The organism is Pseudomonas sp. MPB26 (assembly GCF_046605355.1).
Classification (GTDB): Bacteria; Pseudomonadota; Gammaproteobacteria; order Pseudomonadales; family Pseudomonadaceae; genus Aquipseudomonas; species Aquipseudomonas cedrina.
In genome coordinates this window covers 1,383,382-1,400,206 of record NZ_CP176793.1, presented here as the reverse complement: position 1 = coordinate 1,400,206, position 16,825 = coordinate 1,383,382, and the positions used below count along the sequence as shown (strand labels likewise).

Sequence of the window (16,825 nt, the reverse complement as noted above, 5' to 3'; positions counted from 1 at the left end):
ATCTTCTTGCGTGGGTAATGGAATGCTGCAACGTCTGTTCTGGAAACTCCTTCCCAAACCCCAACGGGTGTTTCTGCTGGGGCGATTGTCGGTGGTGGACCGCCAGGCGGTGAATAAATCCCTGTCTGGGGCGATCGCGCTTCCCCGCGCGTTCGAACGGTACCAATGCGTATTCATTCACGTGCCAAAATGCGCCGGCAGCAGCGTCTGCGCGGCGTTGCTCGATGGGCGCTGGCCTGGCCACCTGCCGTATTACTGGTACCAACAGCAATTTCCCGAACACTGCGCACGCAGCTTCAAGTTTGCCTTTGTGCGTGACCCGTTGGAGCGCGCTTACTCGGCCTACACCTACTTGCGCAGCAACATGGGCGCGCGCGATCTACACGCCCAGGCATTGGTGTGCAGCTATCGCGACTTCGATCATTTTGTCGCCAACTGGCTGCATTCGGACAACTTGCGCCGCCAGCTGCACTTTGCTCCCCAGACCGACTTTCTGGTTGATCACATGGGCCGGGTGGCCATGGATTTCCTGGGGCGCCAGGAATCCCTGGAGCAAGACTTCGCACGGTTGTGCGAACGCCTCGGCGTGACGTCGTCGCTACCCCATCTCAACGTTTCACGCGGACGGCGCAGCGAGTCGGTCAGGGACTTCTGCACCCTGCGTACGCGTCGCTTGGTCCGGCGTGCCTATCAGCGTGACTACGAGGTCCTGGGTTATGAATAATCCGTCGCTCTGCCAGTCTGGCGCATCCATTCGGCCCTTTGCCCTGTCGCTGTCGACGGCCGCGCGGGCGGCGCTCAAGCACCAGCAGCCTTGCTGCCTGTGGCTGACGGGATTGTCCGGGTCCGGCAAGTCGACCCTGGCCAATGCACTGGAAGTGCAGCTCAACGAGCAGGGCCGGCACACCTTTGTGCTCGACGGCGATAACGTGCGCACCGGATTGTGCAACGACCTGGGCATGAGCGATGCGGCGCGCAAGGAGAACATCCGGCGTATCGGCGAAGTGGCGCGGCTGATGGTCGACGCGGGATTGATCGTGATCGTCTCGGCGATTTCTCCGTTCAGCGCCGACCGCGCGACGGCCAGGGCATTGTTCGCTGAAGGACAGTTTCTTGAGGTGTATATCAGCACCCCGTTTGATGTGTGCGCGCGGCGCGATCCCAAGGGCTTGTACCGCGCGGCGCTGGACGGACGCATCAAGGCCTTCACCGGGCTCGACAGCCCCTATCAGGCGCCGCTTGCAGCCGATTGCGTGATCAACACCGATGAGGTCGAGCTGGCGGACGCAGTGGCGCATGTCCTGGGGGCTCTGTTCAAAAAATGAGCAGATTTTTCGCCTGATGCATCCCGGATAAAGCTCTCGAACTAGGCGGCGCTCACCCTGTGCTAATATCGCGCCCCTGTTCATTTTGTATGTGGGTTGCTCCATGAAGTTGTCCATGCCGCGATTCGATCAAGCCCCTGTCTTGGTGGTCGGCGATGTCATGCTCGACCGTTACTGGCATGGTGGTACCTCACGGATTTCCCCTGAGGCGCCGGTACCGGTAGTCAAGGTCGAGCAAATCGAAGACCGTCCAGGTGGCGCTGCCAACGTCGCCCTCAATATTGCCGCCCTCGGCGCCCCGGCCTCACTGGTCGGCGTGACCGGCGACGACGAAGCCGCCGACAGCCTGGCCAACAGCCTGCGCGGTGCCGGCGTGCGCGCGCTGTTCCAGCGCATTGCCCACCAGCCGACCATCGTCAAGCTGCGGGTCATGAGCCGTCACCAGCAATTGCTGCGTATCGATTTCGAAGAACCCTTCGCCACCGACGCCCTGGCCCTGAGCGGCCAGGTCGACGAGTTGCTCGAAGGCATCAAGGTGCTGGTGTTGTCCGACTACGGCAAAGGCGCCTTGAAAAATCACCAGATGCTGATCCAGGCCGCCAAGGCTCGCAACATTCCGGTATTGGCCGATCCCAAGGGCAAGGACTTCTCGATTTATCGCGGCGCCAGCCTGATCACGCCGAATCTCAGCGAGTTCGAAGCCATCGTCGGCGGTTGCGCCGATGAGCACGACCTGGTAACCAAGGGCGCCGCGCTGATGGCCGATCTCGATCTCGGCGCCTTGCTGGTCACCCGTGGCGAACACGGCATGACCCTGCTGCGCCCTGGCCACCCGGCGATGCACCTGCCGGCACGTGCGCGCGAAGTGTTCGACGTCACCGGCGCCGGTGACACCGTGATTTCCACCCTGGCCGCTTCGATTGCGGCCGGCGAAGAGCTGCCCCACGCCGTGGCCCTGGCCAACCTGGCGGCGGGCATCGTGGTGGGCAAGCTGGGTACCGCGGCCATCAGCGCGCCCGAGCTGCGCCGTGCGATCCAACGCTCCGAAGGCTCGGAGCGCGGCGTGCTGACCATCGAGCAATTGCTGTTGGCGATTGACGATGCCCGCGCCCATGGCGAAAGCATTGTGTTTACCAACGGCTGCTTCGACATCCTGCACGCCGGCCACGTGACGTATCTGGAACAGGCCAGCGCCCAGGGCGATCGCCTGATCGTGGCTGTCAACGACGACGCTTCGGTCAGCCGCTTGAAAGGCCCCGGCCGCCCCATCAACAGTGTCGACCGGCGCATGGCGGTGCTGGCGGGTCTGGGCGCGGTGGACTGGGTGATCAGCTTCCCTGAAGCGACCCCGGAAAACCTGCTGGCCCAGGTCAAGCCGGACGTGCTGGTCAAGGGCGGCGATTATTCCGTCGAGCAAGTCGTCGGCGCGGACATCGTCAGCGCCTACGGCGGCAAGGTCAAAGTCCTGGGGCTGGTCGAGAACAGCTCGACCACCGCCATCGTCGAGAAGATCCGCAACCATGAGTAAATGGGTGCTGATCACTGGCGGCGCGGGCTTTATCGGCTCGCACCTGGTCGATGCGCTACTCGCCAAGGGCTACGGCGTACGGGTGTTGGATAACCTGTCCACCGGCAAGCGCAGCAACCTGGCGTTGGACAACCCGCGCGTCGAGCTGCTGGAAGGTGATGTGGCCGATGCGGCACTGGTGGCTCGTGCCGCCGTCGGTGCAACGGCGGTGGTGCATCTGGCGGCGGTGGCTTCGGTGCAGGCCTCGGTGGATGACCCGGTCAGCACGCACCTGAGCAATTTCGTGGGCACCTTGAATGTCTGCGAAGCCATGCGCAAGGCCGGTGTCAAACGCGTGGTGTACGCCTCCAGTGCGGCGGTGTATGGCAACAATGGCGAAGGCGCTTCGATTGATGAAGAGACCGGCAAGGCTCCGTTGACGCCCTATGCGTCCGACAAGCTGGCGGGTGAATACTACTTCGACTTCTACCGCCGCCAGCATGGCCTGGAGCCGGTGGTCTTCCGCTTCTTCAATATCTTCGGGCCGCGCCAGGATCCGTCATCGCCGTATTCCGGCGTGATCAGTATCTTCAGCGAGCGCGCGCAGCAGGGCGTGCCGATTGCCGTGTTTGGCGATGGCGAGCAAACCCGTGATTTCATGTACGTGGAAGACCTGGTGGATGTGTTGGTGCAGGCTATTGAAGCGCCAGCGGCGCCAGTGGGCGCGATCAATGTGGGCTGGAACCGTACCACCACGCTCAAGCAGGTGCTGCAGGCGTTGGAAGAAATAGTCGGCACGTTGCCGGCGGTGACCTATGGGCCGGCGCGCTCTGGGGATATCCGGCATTCGCGGGCGAACAACCAGCGGTTGCTTGCCAGCTTTACGCTGCCCGAGCCTACCCCCCTGAAGATGGGCCTTGAGCGCTTACTCAAAGGCTGAGCGCAGTTAAATGTGGGAGCGGGCTTGCTCGCGAAGGCGGTGTATCAGTCACTGAATACTTGGCTGACCCACCGCCTTCGCGAGCAAGCCCGCTCCCACAGTTGGATCGCGGTGTGTCAGGTTATAAGCAAGCGGCTTCAGGCCTTGGCTTTTTTCTTCGGCACGATCTTGCGCAGCACCCGTTGTGCCAGGCGCTTGAGTTTCGATTCCTTCTCCGGCACTGCCAAACCTTGCTGGCGCAGCCAATCCTTCCAGCGAATCCGCTCCTCCCGCACCAGCCAGCCTTCCTGCCGGGCGAAGCTTTCCGCCAGGTACAAACCGCGCGTGCTCGCCGGGTACAGCTGGTCTTTCTTGACGGTGTACAGCTCTGCCACGGGCTGGCCGTCTTTGAGGGGCATCAGGTACAGGTCGGGGCGCTGGCGGTCCAGGCGCGCGACCAGTTGGTCACCCTCCAGGCGCTCGTCCACATGGAACAGGCTCAGGGATTTGGCTTCCTTGGGCACTTCCAGGCGCAGGTCGTAGATCAATTGCAGCGACGCGGTAGGCAGGTGCACATAGGCACGCGGGCGTTCAATCAACTGCGTGGTGGCGCACCGCACCGGGCGGGCCGCACCCGACAAGGGGCTCAGGCGAAAGGGCAGGGCTTCGCGGTAGTGCAGCGCAGCGGAGTAGGGTGCCGGCAGCCAGGTGTCGTTGAAGCGCCCGCCGAGCCAGCCTTCCGGCGTTTCCAGCAGGCACTCTTCGGCGATTTCCTGGATGGCGGTGTGCAGCGGCAGGTTCAGTTCATGGGCAGGCACATAGCCGGAGATCAGCTTGAGCACCACATCGCCACGGTCCTGGCGCCGCTGGCGGACCAGCACCCAGTAATCGCGGTTCTGCCAATGCAGGGTCAGTCGCACCGACACCCCGAGGTTGGCCAGTTCCAGGGCGAAACGCTCGGGATCGGCGACGTCCACCGGCTTGCGCCGTTGCAGGGTCTGGGCAAAATTGAGCGGCATGCCGACGCTCTGGTAACTCAGGCCTTCCGGGGTGGCTTCGACGTGCAGCGGCAGTGTCTTGAAGTTGCTGGGGTTCTTTCTTATGAGCGTTCGCGGCATGTCGGCTCCTTTTTGCGACGGGGTCGGCCGCGTCGGCGGCATCAGAGTTGACGGATGACCTTGGCAGCGGTCGCCACGTTATGGGCCAGGTGCAGCGGATTAATGGTCCCGACAATAGCACTGGCGACGCCCGTTTGCGCAAACAACAACATGAAACTGGCTTGAATTGGATCCACTCCGGGTTCCAGGCAAACGTGACCGCTGGCCAGGGCTTTTTTCACCAGGATGCCCTTGCCATGCGCCGCCGCATAATCAATGACGGCTTTCTCGGTCTGTTCGTTCAAATTGTAGGTAACCATCGCGCAGTCGCCTTGTTCCAGGGCCTTCAGCCCGCCTTCGACGGTCTTGCCGGAAAAGCCGAAACTGCGGATCTTGCCTTGCTGTTTCAACTCGGCCAGGGTTTGGTAGACCTCGCAGTCGTCAAGGATGTGCAGGTCGTTGCCGTCGGAGTGCACCAGCACCAGGTCAATAAAATCAGTTTCAAGTCGTTTCAAGCTGCGTTCGATCGACAGGCGGGTGTGTGCCGCGCTGAAGTCGTGGCTGGACACGCCGTTCTCGAACTCTTCACCGACCTTGCTGACAATCACCCAATCCTTGCGCTGGCCACGCAGCAGTGGCCCCAGGCGTTCCTCGCTCATGCCATAGGCCGGCGCGGTATCGAGCAGGTTGATGCCCAGTTCGCGCGCCTGGCGCAGCAGCATGCGGGCTTCGTCGTCACCGGGAATCTGGAAACCGCTGGGGTATTTCACCCCCTGGTCGCGGCCCAGCTTGACAGTGCCCAGGCCCAGTGGCGAAACGCGCAGGCCGGTGCTGCCCAAATCGCGATGCAGGTCATGCAGGGTGGGCAGGCTCATGGCAGCAATTGCTCCCAGACAGGTACGCCGAGGGCGGGTTTTGGCAGGTCAGGCAAGGGCGCGCTGACGCTTGGGCGGATGCCGTCACGTTCCAGGCTATTAATCACCCGATCGGCGAAGTCCGGCGCCAGCGCCAGTTTGGTCGGCCAACCCACCAACAGGCGGCCTTGCTCGGCGATAAAGGCATTGTCGGGTCGGCTAAGGCCCGACTGCAGCGGCTCCGCGCGGTCGACGCGCAGGGTAGCCCACCGGGTCTGGCGCATGTCGATCCACGGCAGCAATTGCGCCAGCTCTTTCTGGGCGGTGGCGATCTGTTCTTCCGGCGTGCGCGCCACGCCATCGGCTTCGGCGATATCGCCGCCCATGTACCAGACCCAGTTGCCATCGGCCGCCGGGTGGGTGGTGACGGTGATACGCGGCTTGGTGCCGCCGCCCAGGCAGTGGGCATACAACGGCTTCAGGCCGGGGCCTTTGGCGATGATCATGTGCAATGGACGCTTTTGCATGGCCGGCTGGCTCAAGCCCAGCGCGCTCAGCAGGTCGGCCGTGCCCGCGCCGGCACTCAACACGATGCGCTGGGCGCGGATCTCGCGACCGTCCACCTTCAAGCCTACTAACACGTCGCCTTCGCGCAGCGGTTCGATCTGCTGCCCGGCGAGCAAACCATTGCCGGCCAGTTGCGCCAGGCGTTCGATCAGGCTTGGTACATCGACGACCAATTCCGCCAGGCGATAGACCTTGCCCTTGAAGCGGCGATCTTGCAGCGCCGCAGGCAAGTCCTCGCCCTTGACCTGATCGACACGGCCGCGCACCGCCTTGCTGGCAAAGAAGCTGGTGAGGTTGCCGGCGAGGGTACCGGGCGACCACAGATAATGGGCCTCGGACAGTAGACGTACGCCGGACAGATCCAACTCGCCGTGGCCCGCCAACGCTTCACGCCAGCGGCGCGGCATGTCGGCAATGGCTTCGGAGGCGCCGGTCAGCGCGCCGTGCAGGGCGTATTTCGCACCGCCGTGAATGATGCCCTGGGATTTCACGCTTTGCCCGCCACCCAGGCTGGCGCTTTCTACCAGCACCGTGGAGAACCCCTGGCGGCGCAGGCGCGCATTCAGCCAGAGGCCGGCAACCCCGGCGCCGACAATCAGAACGTCGGTGGAAATAACGGATGGCATGGGCGACCTCAGTGTTCAAGACAAGGGGCGCAGTATACAGCCTGTTGACGGGTGGTCAGTGCCCGGCGGTTTTCGAGAACAATTGGATCACCACCACGCCCAGCACAATCAGGCCCATGCCCAGCATCGCCGGAACATCCAGCTTCTGACCGTAGATAAACAACGCCGCGATGCTCACCATCACAATGCCCATCCCGGCCCACACCGCGTAGGCCACGCCGACCGGTACGGTGCGCACCACCAGCGTCAGCATCCAGAACGCGATGCCGTAGCCGACGATCACCAGCAGCAGCGGGATCGGTGTGCTCCAGCCCTTGATGGCTTTCATGGAAACGGTGGCGATCACTTCCGAGCAAATGGCGATGGCCAGGTAGCAGTAGGCGGCGTTCATGGGTGAATCCTCGGGATAAAAGCAATCAGATAAGACCTGCATTCTAGAGTTCTTTGAGATGCGGTAAAGTCATTACCTATCCGAATCAGAGATAGGTTGAGCCATGAGCGTGCAATGGGATCTGGAGCAGATGCGCTTGTTTGTCAGCGTGGCCGAGCAGCGCTCGTTTTCGGCGGTAGCGCGCCAGCAGCGCAAGGCTCAATCGGCGGTCAGCAATGCGATAGCCCTGCTGGAGGCGGACCTGGGCGTGAGCCTGTTCGAGCGCAGCAGCGGCCGCCAGCCTCGGCTGACCGAAGCCGGCAGCGTGTTGCTCGAAGAGGCACGCGAAGTACTGCGCCAGTGTGAACGGCTCAATGGTCGGGCGCTGTCACTGACGCGTGGCGAAGAGGCTTGCCTGCGCCTGGCCCAGGATGAGGCGATGCTGTTCCAGCCGGTACTCGATAGCCTTGAGGCGCTGGCGGTGCGGTACCCGCTGCTGGAAGTGCAATTATCCAGCGCCGCCCAGGGCGATGTGGCGCGCAAGCTGGTGGAGCGCAAGGCGGACCTGGGCCTGTTGTTCTATCACGACCAGATCCCCGAAGCCCTGGATCGGCGGGTGGTCGGCAGCGTGGAGATGGTCACGGTATGCGGTGTCAACCACCCGCTGGCCAAGGAAACCTACGTGACGTGCCAGCACCTGGCGCAGTTTCGCCAGTTGCTGATGTCGACCCAGACCAGTGTCTACCCCGGCAGTGAAGCCGCCAGTCCGCTGGTGTGGCGTGCGGACAGTTTCTACGTATTGGCCGAATGGTTGATGAGTGGCCTGGGCTGGGCCTGGCTGCCCCGGCATATCGTGCAGTACCCGACCTACCAGCAACAAATGGTCGAATTGCGCAGCGAGTGGACGCCGCCGGCCCTGGTGGTCGAGCTGGTCTGGCGGCGCGACGAGCACCTGGGGCCTGCCGCGCGGTTCCTGGCCAAACGATTTGCCGAGTGCCTGCAGGCGATCGACTGAAAAAGCCGATAAACTCCGCCGCCATGAATAGAACTCTCTACAGCTGTCTGTTTTACTTGGCGCTGCCCCTGGTGGCTTTACGTCTGTGGCTGCGTGCGCGCAAGGCGCCGGCCTATGCCAAGCGCGTCGGCGAGCGCTTCTCGTATGGCTTGCCGCCGATGCAGCCAGGTGGGATCTGGGTGCATGCGGTGTCCGTAGGCGAAAGCATTGCTGCGGCGCCGATGGTGCGCGGGCTGCTGGAGCGTTATCCGCAGTTGCCGATCACCATCACCTGCATGACGCCCACCGGTTCCGAGCGGATTCAGGCGTTGTTTGCCAATGAACCGCGCATCCAGCACTGTTATTTGCCCTATGACCTGCCGTGCGCGGCCAGGCGTTTCCTTGATCGCGTGCAGCCCAGACTGGCGGTGATCATGGAGACCGAGCTGTGGCCCAACCATATCCACGCCTGCGCCCAGCGCGGGATTCCAGTGGCGCTGGCCAACGCGCGGCTGTCGGCGCGCTCCGCCAAGGGTTATGCACGCTTCGCCAAGCTGACCGCGCCGATGCTGGCGCAGATGAGCCTGTTCGCCGTACAGACGCAAGCCGAAGCCCAGCGTTTCCTGAGCCTGGGGGCCCGGCCGGAAACCGTCGACGTCACCGGTTCGATCAAGTTCGACCTGACCATCGACCCGCAGCTGCCCGTGCGTGCCGCCGCATTGCGCGCGCAGTGGGGCGCGAGCGAGCGGCCGGTCTGGATCGCCGCCAGCACCCATGAAGGCGAAGATGAAGTGGTGCTGGCGGCCCATCGCCAGTTGCTCGAAAGCTATCCCAATGCGCTGCTGATTCTGGTGCCGCGCCATCAGGAACGCTTCGGCCCGATGTTCGAACTGTGTGAGCAGCAAGGCTTTGCCACGGTGCGGCGCTCCAGCGGCATGCCCGTCAGCGCGCAAACCAACGTGCTGCTCGGCGATACCATGGGTGAGCTGCTGTTTCTCTACGCCTTGGCCGACAGCGCCTTCGTTGGCGGCAGCCTGGTGGCGACCGGCGGGCATAATCCATTGGAGCCGGCGGCGTTGGCGTTGCCGGTGATCATGGGGCCGCATGTATTCAACTTCCTTGAGATCACCGCGATGATGCGCGAAGCCGGCGCGTTGCGACAGATCGATGACGCCCAGGGGCTGGCCGAAGCCGTGCGCCAGCTGTTCGAACTGCCGCAGGATGCACGCCGGATGGCGCAGGCGGGGCTGAAGGTGATGCAGGCCAATCAGGGGGCTTTGAAGCGCCTGCTGGACGGCTTGGACAAACTACTCAGCTACTGAATCAACACGGACGAGAATGTGGGAGCTGGCTCCCACAGGGAATTTTCGGTGTTATCAGTTATTCGGGCGGGCCTTGAGCTGCTCGGCGGCGGCCTTGGCCAGGTCCGGCGGCAGGAAGTCGCGGTCCGGGTTGTAGTCGGCCTTGAGGTAACGTGCCAGGTCCTGCAAATCCCCTGGGTTCAGGGTGCCGGCCGCCTGCTTCAAGCGCAGGTTGTCCAAGATGTAATCGTAGCGGCTGTTGTTGTAGTTGCGCACCGAGGCATAGAGCTGGCGCTGTGAGTCGAGCACGTCGACGATATTGCGCGTACCCACCTGATAACCGATTTCCGTGGCCTCCACCGCGCTCTGGTTAGAGATGATCGACTGGCGGCGCGCCTGTACCTGCTCCACATCGGTGTTCACCGCGCGGTGCAGGTTGCGCGTGTTTTCCACCACTTGGCGGCGCAGGCCTTCGCGTTGCTGCTCGGTCTGGCCCAGGCGCGAGTAGGATTCACGCACCTGCGAGCTGGTCAGCCCGCCGCTGTAGAGCGGGATGTTCAGGCGCAGGCCGATGGTGCGTTGTTCCACGTCACCTCGGTAAGGCGTGCCGAAGGCATTCGGGTTGCTGAAGCCAAGGGCGTCGTTGTCCCCTTTTTCGTACTGCGCCACGGCGTCCAGGGTCGGCGCATGCCCGGCCTTGCGCTGCCTGAGGGTTTCTTCGGCAGCAGTGACGGCGTAGTTGCTGGCGAGCAGGTTCAGGTTCTGGCGGCCGGCGGTTTCAACCCAGGCCTTGGCGTCGTTCGGCAATGGCGGTAATACGGGCAGCGTGTGCACGATGCCCTGGATCGAATTGTACTGGCGGTTGGTCAGGGTGATCAGCGCCTCGAACGCGTCTTCCACCTGACGCTGCGCCAGGATCCGGTTGGCGCGGGCGGTGTCGTAGCTGGCCTGGGATTGCAGCACGTCGGTCTTGTCCGACAGGCCCACGTCGAAGCGTTCGTTGGATTGGTCCAGTTGGCGCCTGAAGGCGTTTTCTTCAGCCTTGGTCGAGGCCAGGTTGTCTTGGGCGCGCAGCACGGCGAAGTAGCTTTCGGCGCTTTGCAGGATCAGGTTCTGTTCGGTGGCTGACAGTTGCAGCGCGGCCTGCTCGTTGGTGGCTTCGGCCGCCTGCAACTGGAACCAGCGATCGGCGCGGAACAACGGCTGGCTCAAGGTCGCGCGCCAGGAGTGGGCATCGCGGTTGGCGGTGGCCGCCGGCGTGTCGATCTGGGTGCGCACGTTATTGATATCGGCACCGCCCGACAGGTTAGGCAGCAGCCCGGCTCGGGCCTGGGGCACCACTTCCTTTTGCGCGCCGTATTGAGCGCGAGCGGCGGCCAGGTCGGCATTGTTGTCCACGGCTTCCTGGTAGACGCTGACCAGGTCGGTTCTGGCGGACAAGGGCGCTTCAGCTGCCCAGACCAGTCCGTTGGTCGCACAAGACACGGCAACAGCCAGTGAGAGTTTGCGCAGCATGAGGCGATCCCTGAATTAATATTACGGCTATAATTTGTCGGCCAAGGCTACGGTGACGGATTAAGAGCGTCAAGCCTTGAGGCAGCTGGGGAGTGTAGTGGCGCTTACCCCGCGCAACAATCCTGTAATCACGCCATTCATCACGCTGAATGCACCGCTATTGGCAATTTGCCCGCGCCATGGTCTAGACTGGCCACGTTCTTGTCGGGGTGCCTTGTTGGAAGGCTGAGATCGGTAAATACCGGATCCCGTTGAACCTGATCAGGTTAGCGCCTGCGTAGGGAACAAGATTTCTCGTCACCCGGCGAGTCCTCTTGTGCTTCGTCCGGGATGCTGTTCGACTACCGAACAGCCCTCGTGCACCGAGCACAGCACTGGTTCCAGTGCGTCCATCCGTCCCAGGTTCGCTCCGACAAAAATCCACCGCCTGGATAGTTGGAGAGCCCGTGATGAGCACAGAACTAAAAAATACAAAGCTGAAAAACACCGTGCACCTGAGTGAATCGGCCAAGGTCGATGCAGGCTCCGTGCAGCCCTTCACCCGTTCGCAGAAAATCTATGTGCAGGGCACTCGCCCGGACATCCGCGTGCCGATGCGTGAAGTCAGCCTGGACGTGACCCCCACCGATTTCGGTGGTGAGATCAACGCCCCCGTGGTGGTCTACGACACCTCCGGCCCGTACACCGACCCCAACGTAATCATTGATGTGCGCAAAGGCCTGGGCGATGTGCGCTCGCCGTGGATCGAGTCCCGTGGCGACACCGAGCGCCTGTCCGGCCTCAGTTCGCACTTCGGCCAACAGCGTTTGAGCGACGCCGAGCTGACCGCCCTGCGCTTTGCCCACGTGAAGAACCCGCGCCGCGCCAAGGCCGGCGCCAACGTCACGCAGATGCACTACGCGCGCAAAGGCATCATCACCGCCGAGATGGAATACGTCGCCATCCGCGAAAACATGAAGCTCGAAGAGGCCCGCGCCAGCGGCCTGCTCGACCAGCAACACGCCGGCCACAGCTTCGGCGCCAGCGTGCCGAAAATCATTACCCCGGAATTTGTGCGCGAAGAAATCGCCCGTGGCCGCGCGATCATCCCGGCCAACATCAACCACACCGAGCTGGAACCGATGATCATCGGCCGTAACTTCCTGGTCAAGATCAACGGCAACATCGGCAACAGCGCTTTGGGGTCTTCCATCGAAGAAGAAGTGGCGAAGCTCACCTGGGGCATTCGCTGGGGCTCGGACACGGTGATGGACCTGTCCACCGGCAAGCACATCCACGAAACCCGTGAATGGATCATCCGCAACTCGCCGGTGCCGATTGGGACCGTACCGATCTACCAGGCCCTGGAAAAAGTCGGTGGCGCCGCCGAAGACCTCACCTGGGAGTTGTTCCGTGACACCTTGATCGAACAGGCCGAGCAGGGCGTCGACTACTTCACCATCCACGCCGGCGTGCTGCTGCGCTACGTGCCGCTGACCGCCAAGCGTGTCACCGGCATCGTGTCCCGTGGCGGCTCGATCATGGCCAAATGGTGCCTGGCGCACCACAAAGAGAACTTCACCTACACGCATTTCGACGAAATCTGCGAAATCATGAAGGCTTATGACGTCAGCTTCTCCCTCGGCGATGGCCTGCGCCCGGGTTCGATTGCCGACGCCAACGACGCCGCGCAGTTCGGCGAGCTCGAAACCCTCGGCGAACTGACCAAGGTCGCCTGGAAGCACGACGTGCAAACCATGATCGAAGGCCCTGGCCACGTGCCGATGCAGTTGATCAAGGAGAACATGGACAAGCAGCTCGAATGCTGCGACGAAGCGCCGTTCTACACCCTGGGCCCGCTGACTACCGACATTGCGCCGGGCTACGACCACATCACCTCCGGCATCGGCGCGGCGATGATCGGCTGGTTCGGTTGCGCGATGCTGTGCTACGTCACGCCCAAGGAACACCTGGGCTTGCCGAACAAGGATGACGTGAAAACCGGGATTATCACCTACAAGATCGCCGCACATGCCGCCGACCTTGCCAAAGGCCATCCCGGCGCGCAGATCCGCGACAACGCCTTGAGCAAGGCGCGTTTCGAGTTCCGCTGGGAAGACCAGTTCAACCTCGGCCTGGACCCGGACACTGCGCGGTCGTATCACGACGAAACCTTGCCAAAGGATTCGGCTAAGGTCGCGCACTTTTGCTCGATGTGCGGGCCGAAGTTCTGCTCGATGAAGATCACCCAGGAAGTGCGTGAGTACGCGGCCAACCAGCGGATTGACGCGGTGGACGTGGACGTGGCCAAGGGCCTGGCCGAGCAGGCGGAGCGGTTCAAGCAGGAAGGGAGTCAGCTGTACAAGAAGGTCTGATCCCATGATCGTTCCCACGCTCTGCGTGGGAATGCATCCTGTGACGCTCCGCGTCACAAAGGCGGACGCAGAGCGTCCAAAGCGGCATTCCCACGCGGAGCGTGGGAATGATCAGCCCCTCAGAGATATCCCCTTGAGCATTCAACCCAGCACCTATTCCCCTGATATCGCGGTGCCTGCTGACAAACGCGTCTTCGGCGCCCGCGATCTGTTTTCCCTGTGGTTCTCCCTCGGCATCGGCCTGATGGTCCTGCAAACCGGTGCTTTGCTCGCACCCGGCCTTGGCCTGTCCGGCTCATTGCTGGCAATCTTCCTCGGCACCCTGGTCGGCGTACTGCTGTTGGCTGCCGTCGGCGTGATCGGCAGCGACACCGGCCTGTCCGCCATGGCCGCGCTCAAGCTCAGCCTCGGCGCTAAAGGCGCGAGCCTGCCGGCGTTGTTGAACCTGCTGCAACTGATCGGCTGGGGCTCATTCGAGATCATCGTGATGCGCGACGCCGCGAGCCTGTTGGGCACGCGGGCATTCGGCGAAGGCAGCCTGCTGATCAGCCCATTGCTGTGGACCCTGTTCTTCGGTGGCCTGGCGACCCTGCTGGCCGTCAGCGGCCCACTGACCTTCGTGCGCCAGATCCTGCGCAAATGGGGTATCTGGCTGCTGCTCGCCGCTTGTTTGTGGCTCACCTGGAACCTGTTCGCCAAAGCCGACCTCGCCACGCTCTGGAGCCAGGCGGGTGACGGTTCGATGCCGTTTGCGGTGGGGTTCGATATCGCCATTGCCATGCCGCTCTCGTGGCTGCCGCTGATCGCGGATTACTCGCGCTTCGGTAAACGCGCGAAAAGTGTCTTTGGCGGCACTGCCCTTGGGTTCTTTATCGGTAACTTCTGGCTGATGAGCCTGGGCGTGGCCTACACCCTGGCATTTGCGCCGAGCGGTGAAGTGAACGCGCTGCTGCTGGCGTTAGCCGGCGCCGGCCTGGGAATTCCGCTGCTATTGATCCTGCTGGACGAGTCGGAGAACGCTTTTGCCGATATTCACTCGGCGGCGGTCTCCAGCGGGATATTGTTGCGCTTGAAGGTCGAGCACCTGGCATTGGCGATCGGCGTGATCTGCACCCTGATCGCCTGCTTTGCGCCGTTGGCCCAGTATCAGAACTTCCTGTTGCTGATCGGCTCGGTGTTTGCGCCGCTGTTTGGCGTGGTGCTGGTGGATCACTTCATCCTGCGCCGCCGTGGCCAGGGTGTGATCGCCAACCTGCGCTGGCCGGCGTTGTTGGCCTGGCTGGGCGGCATCGCCACCTATCACCTGCTGTCGAACCTGTACCCGGATGTCGGCGCAACCCTGCCGGCACTGGTGCTGGCAGGGCTGCTGCAGTTCGTCCTCGGCCGGGCCTTCAGCGGCGCGCGGGCACCAGCTCAGGCTTGAGGATGCCGTCGAGGCGCGAGTAGGGAATCTGCAACTCGACGTGGCCCAGGGCGTACGGCGCGATGGTGCTGGTGGGGTACTTGAGGATCACTGCGCCGTAGGTCAGCGCCACGTTCGGGGTTTTCTGGAAGGGGTAAGTTTTCACGAACTCCGGCTCCAGGCTCAGGCGGGTGCTGATCAGCCAGCTGTTGTGGGCCACCTGGGCAGCTTTCCAGAACGCGTCTTCCTTGCCGGGCAAGAGCATGTCGGTCAGCGACAAGGCTTTTTGCTGCTGGCGTGAATAGTTGATGAACGCGCGGCCCGGCTCGCCGTGGGTGGCGCCCTGGTCGAGGTAGCTGGACAGTTCGATGATCACCAAGCCGTCATGCTGCTCGCGTACCTTGGCCTGCAAGTACATGCTGTTGCGTGGCGCGGCGGTGCGCAGGAACTGCTCGCTGTAGCTCGCAAGGCTGGTCGGCAGCGGGTCGCTCGGGGAGGTCTGGGTCATTTCCAGCAGGCGCTGTTCGATCAAGGCGTCCAGCTTGGGTTCCTTGGCAAAGTGCACGGTGTCGATATTCACCAACGGGCAATCGGCGCTGGCGCAGCCTGGCTTGCTTTGCTCGGTGGCATCGCGGGTGGCTTCCAGCGGCGTGCGCCAGTTGGGTTGGAACAGGCTTTGGCAGGCACCGAGGGTCAAGGCGATGCAGGCCACGGAGGCAATTTTTAACAGCGACATGGATGTCCTTCGTCTAACGATAAGAGCGAAATTGTGCAGCTTCGACTACCGGCAAGGCAGTCAGTTCGCCACTAAGCTCATTAGAGTGAGTTTGAGGTCCGCCGTCTATCCCGGCAACCGGAAAGAGGCTGCATTAACGGGCATGAGCGCGTTAGGATGGCGCGAAATGCGCAGGCTCAACGAGGACAGGATATGACGGACTTTGCAAGATCGACGCCGGGCAAGATCGAAATGGTACAGCGCGACAATGCCTATACGGGCTTCTACAAGCTGGATCGCGTGCAACTGCGCCACGAAAAATTCGATGGTGGCATGAGCCGGGTGATCAATCGTGAAGTCTTTGTACGTCATGATGCCGTATGCGTGCTGCCCTACGATCCACAGCGCGATGAAGTGGTGTTGAACGAGCAGTTTCGCGTGGGCGCCATGGGGCGCACCGACAACCCCTGGCTGATCGAGATGGTCGCCGGCCTGATCGACAAGGACGAGCAACCGGAGGAGGTTGCACACCGCGAAGCCGAAGAGGAAGCTGGGCTGACGTTCTCCGCGCTGTGGCCGATCACCAAGTATTTCCCGTCGCCCGGCGGCAGTACCGAATATGTGCACTTGTACCTAGGCCGTTGCGACAGCGCCGGCGTGGGGGGCGTCCATGGATTGGAAGAAGAAGCTGAAGATATCCGTGTCACCGTCTGGGCGTTCGAAGATGCCCTGCAAGCGGTGCGTGACGGCAAGATTTCCAACGCAGCCAGCATCATCGCCCTGCAATGGCTTGCGCTTAATCGCGCGGAAGTGAGGGGGTTATGGCAGTAAAGGCACGGGAACGTTATCGAGTCGACCTGATCGGGCTGCAAGCGGCCTGTGAGGCCAACTATGCGCGGTTGATGCGCCTGCTCCCCGACATGCGTCACGCCCCCGAGGCGCGGCGCATCGGTGTGACCCATGGCGACCAGATGCTCGGCGTGCTGGCGCTGGAAGTCATTGTCAATTGCCCTTACACCACCACCTTGCGTGTGCGCCAGGAGCACAGCCTGCCCTGGCTGCCGGTGCCGCAACTGGAAGTGCAGGTGTACCACGACGCACGAATGGCCGAAGTGATCAGCGCCGAACATGCACGACGCTTTCGCAGCATCTATCCTTACCCCAACGTGTTCATGCACCAGCCCGATGAGAAAGCACAGCTCAATGTGTTCCTCGGCGAATGGTTGAGCCACTGCCTGGCCCTGGGTCACGAGTTCGAAGCTGTTCGGTAGATGTGAAC

16 protein-coding genes and 1 riboswitch are annotated in these 16,825 nt (G+C 62.6%); of the genes, 10 read left to right on the top strand and 6 right to left on the bottom strand.

What is annotated here, in order from left to right; translation table 11 throughout:
- Positions 1–22 precede the first annotated feature (22 nt).
- The 4 genes from ACLH0H_RS06540 (at position 23) to ACLH0H_RS06525 (ending at position 3,772) form a co-directional block, all read left to right on the top strand.
- Positions 23–724, top strand: coding sequence for a sulfotransferase family 2 domain-containing protein (locus tag ACLH0H_RS06540; protein WP_411381412.1), 702 nt, complete (start codon positions 23–25; stop codon positions 722–724).
- Positions 717–1,325, top strand: a complete 609-nt coding sequence (gene cysC, locus ACLH0H_RS06535) for an adenylyl-sulfate kinase (RefSeq protein ID WP_411381411.1) — start codon at positions 717–719, stop codon at positions 1,323–1,325. Before ACLH0H_RS06540 ends, cysC begins: the two co-directional genes overlap by 8 nt.
- A gap of 103 nt (positions 1,326–1,428) precedes the next feature.
- Complete coding sequence (hldE, locus tag ACLH0H_RS06530; protein WP_411381410.1) at positions 1,429–2,853, top strand: bifunctional D-glycero-beta-D-manno-heptose-7-phosphate kinase/D-glycero-beta-D-manno-heptose 1-phosphate adenylyltransferase HldE; 1,425 nt, start codon at positions 1,429–1,431, stop codon at positions 2,851–2,853.
- Positions 2,846–3,772 (top strand): NAD-dependent epimerase/dehydratase family protein, encoded by a 927-nt coding sequence (locus tag ACLH0H_RS06525; RefSeq protein WP_411381409.1) that lies wholly within the window; start codon positions 2,846–2,848, stop codon positions 3,770–3,772. Before hldE ends, ACLH0H_RS06525 begins: the two co-directional genes overlap by 8 nt.
- A 137-nt stretch (positions 3,773–3,909) precedes the next feature.
- Here the strand turns inward: ACLH0H_RS06525 and ACLH0H_RS06520 are convergent, their stop codons facing one another.
- From ACLH0H_RS06520 to ACLH0H_RS06505, 4 genes are read right to left on the bottom strand one after another with little or no spacing between them, the layout of a single operon-like run.
- Positions 3,910–4,869: a metal ABC transporter ATPase gene (locus ACLH0H_RS06520; protein ID WP_411381408.1), complete on the bottom strand. Its 960-nt coding sequence runs from the start codon at positions 4,867–4,869 to the stop codon at positions 3,910–3,912.
- Positions 4,870–4,910: 41 nt separating this feature from the next.
- Entirely contained in the window at positions 4,911–5,723 is an 813-nt protein-coding gene (locus ACLH0H_RS06515) for an aldo/keto reductase (protein WP_411381407.1), read from the bottom strand.
- On the bottom strand, positions 5,720–6,895 hold the full coding sequence (locus tag ACLH0H_RS06510; protein ID WP_411381406.1) for an NAD(P)/FAD-dependent oxidoreductase: 1,176 nt from the start codon (positions 6,893–6,895) through the stop codon (positions 5,720–5,722). Before ACLH0H_RS06510 ends, ACLH0H_RS06515 begins: the two co-directional genes overlap by 4 nt.
- A 55-nt stretch (positions 6,896–6,950) precedes the next feature.
- Entirely contained in the window at positions 6,951–7,286 is a 336-nt protein-coding gene (locus ACLH0H_RS06505) for a DMT family transporter (protein ID WP_076951831.1), read from the bottom strand.
- 103 nt (positions 7,287–7,389) lie between these two features.
- Here ACLH0H_RS06505 and ACLH0H_RS06500 point away from each other — a divergent pair, with 103 nt between their 5' ends.
- Together ACLH0H_RS06500 and waaA are read left to right on the top strand one after the other, a co-directional pair.
- Complete coding sequence (locus ACLH0H_RS06500; protein ID WP_411381405.1) at positions 7,390–8,280, top strand: LysR family transcriptional regulator; 891 nt, start codon at positions 7,390–7,392, stop codon at positions 8,278–8,280.
- Between the two features lie 23 nt (positions 8,281–8,303).
- Entirely contained in the window at positions 8,304–9,581 is a 1,278-nt protein-coding gene (waaA, locus tag ACLH0H_RS06495) for a lipid IV(A) 3-deoxy-D-manno-octulosonic acid transferase (protein ID WP_411381404.1), read from the top strand.
- Between the two features lie 54 nt (positions 9,582–9,635).
- On the opposite strand, the gene ACLH0H_RS06490 is transcribed toward waaA, so the two are convergent.
- Positions 9,636–11,075, bottom strand: coding sequence for a TolC family outer membrane protein (locus ACLH0H_RS06490; RefSeq protein WP_411381403.1), 1,440 nt, complete (start codon positions 11,073–11,075; stop codon positions 9,636–9,638).
- Positions 11,076–11,270: 195 nt separating this feature from the next.
- A riboswitch (TPP riboswitch) is annotated at positions 11,271–11,376 on the top strand.
- 148 nt (positions 11,377–11,524) lie between these two features.
- Between ACLH0H_RS06490 and thiC the strand changes: the two genes are divergently transcribed.
- On the top strand, positions 11,525–13,429 hold the full coding sequence (gene thiC / locus ACLH0H_RS06485; protein WP_411381402.1) for a phosphomethylpyrimidine synthase ThiC: 1,905 nt from the start codon (positions 11,525–11,527) through the stop codon (positions 13,427–13,429).
- Positions 13,430–13,562: 133 nt separating this feature from the next.
- Positions 13,563–14,852, top strand: a complete 1,290-nt coding sequence (gene cytX / locus ACLH0H_RS06480; RefSeq protein WP_411381401.1) for a putative hydroxymethylpyrimidine transporter CytX — start codon at positions 13,563–13,565, stop codon at positions 14,850–14,852.
- On the opposite strand, the gene ACLH0H_RS06475 is transcribed toward cytX, so the two are convergent.
- On the bottom strand, positions 14,821–15,567 hold the full coding sequence (locus tag ACLH0H_RS06475; RefSeq protein WP_076951837.1) for an RsiV family protein: 747 nt from the start codon (positions 15,565–15,567) through the stop codon (positions 14,821–14,823). The two genes, cytX and ACLH0H_RS06475, sit on opposite strands and share 32 nt — an antisense overlap.
- Before the next feature lie 192 nt (positions 15,568–15,759).
- Between ACLH0H_RS06475 and ACLH0H_RS06470 the strand changes: the two genes are divergently transcribed.
- Both ACLH0H_RS06470 and ACLH0H_RS06465 read left to right on the top strand, forming a co-directional pair.
- Positions 15,760–16,377, top strand: a complete 618-nt coding sequence (locus ACLH0H_RS06470) for an NUDIX domain-containing protein (protein WP_411381400.1) — start codon at positions 15,760–15,762, stop codon at positions 16,375–16,377.
- Complete coding sequence (locus ACLH0H_RS06465; protein WP_012721893.1) at positions 16,368–16,817, top strand: DUF1249 domain-containing protein; 450 nt, start codon at positions 16,368–16,370, stop codon at positions 16,815–16,817. Before ACLH0H_RS06470 ends, ACLH0H_RS06465 begins: the two co-directional genes overlap by 10 nt.
- Positions 16,818–16,825 lie beyond the last annotated feature (8 nt).

Bases quoted from the DNA above. Each gene is read 5' to 3' on its own strand.
- ACLH0H_RS06540 (WP_411381412.1), top strand. From the start codon at position 23: ATGCTGCAACGTCTGTTCTGGAAACTCCTTCCCAAACCCCAACGGGTG.
- cysC (WP_411381411.1), top strand. From the start codon at position 717: ATGAATAATCCGTCGCTCTGCCAGTCTGGCGCATCCATTCGGCCCTTT.
- hldE (WP_411381410.1), top strand. From the start codon at position 1,429: ATGAAGTTGTCCATGCCGCGATTCGATCAAGCCCCTGTCTTGGTGGTC.
- ACLH0H_RS06525 (WP_411381409.1), top strand. From the start codon at position 2,846: ATGAGTAAATGGGTGCTGATCACTGGCGGCGCGGGCTTTATCGGCTCG.
- ACLH0H_RS06520 (WP_411381408.1), bottom strand. From the start codon at position 4,869: ATGCCGCGAACGCTCATAAGAAAGAACCCCAGCAACTTCAAGACACTG.
- ACLH0H_RS06515 (WP_411381407.1), bottom strand. From the start codon at position 5,723: ATGAGCCTGCCCACCCTGCATGACCTGCATCGCGATTTGGGCAGCACC.
- ACLH0H_RS06510 (WP_411381406.1), bottom strand. From the start codon at position 6,895: ATGCCATCCGTTATTTCCACCGACGTTCTGATTGTCGGCGCCGGGGTT.
- ACLH0H_RS06505 (WP_076951831.1), bottom strand. From the start codon at position 7,286: ATGAACGCCGCCTACTGCTACCTGGCCATCGCCATTTGCTCGGAAGTG.
- ACLH0H_RS06500 (WP_411381405.1), top strand. From the start codon at position 7,390: ATGAGCGTGCAATGGGATCTGGAGCAGATGCGCTTGTTTGTCAGCGTG.
- waaA (WP_411381404.1), top strand. From the start codon at position 8,304: ATGAATAGAACTCTCTACAGCTGTCTGTTTTACTTGGCGCTGCCCCTG.
- ACLH0H_RS06490 (WP_411381403.1), bottom strand. From the start codon at position 11,075: ATGCTGCGCAAACTCTCACTGGCTGTTGCCGTGTCTTGTGCGACCAAC.
- thiC (WP_411381402.1), top strand. From the start codon at position 11,525: ATGAGCACAGAACTAAAAAATACAAAGCTGAAAAACACCGTGCACCTG.
- ACLH0H_RS06475 (WP_076951837.1), bottom strand. From the start codon at position 15,567: ATGTCGCTGTTAAAAATTGCCTCCGTGGCCTGCATCGCCTTGACCCTC.
- ACLH0H_RS06470 (WP_411381400.1), top strand. From the start codon at position 15,760: ATGACGGACTTTGCAAGATCGACGCCGGGCAAGATCGAAATGGTACAG.
- ACLH0H_RS06465 (WP_012721893.1), top strand. From the start codon at position 16,368: ATGGCAGTAAAGGCACGGGAACGTTATCGAGTCGACCTGATCGGGCTG.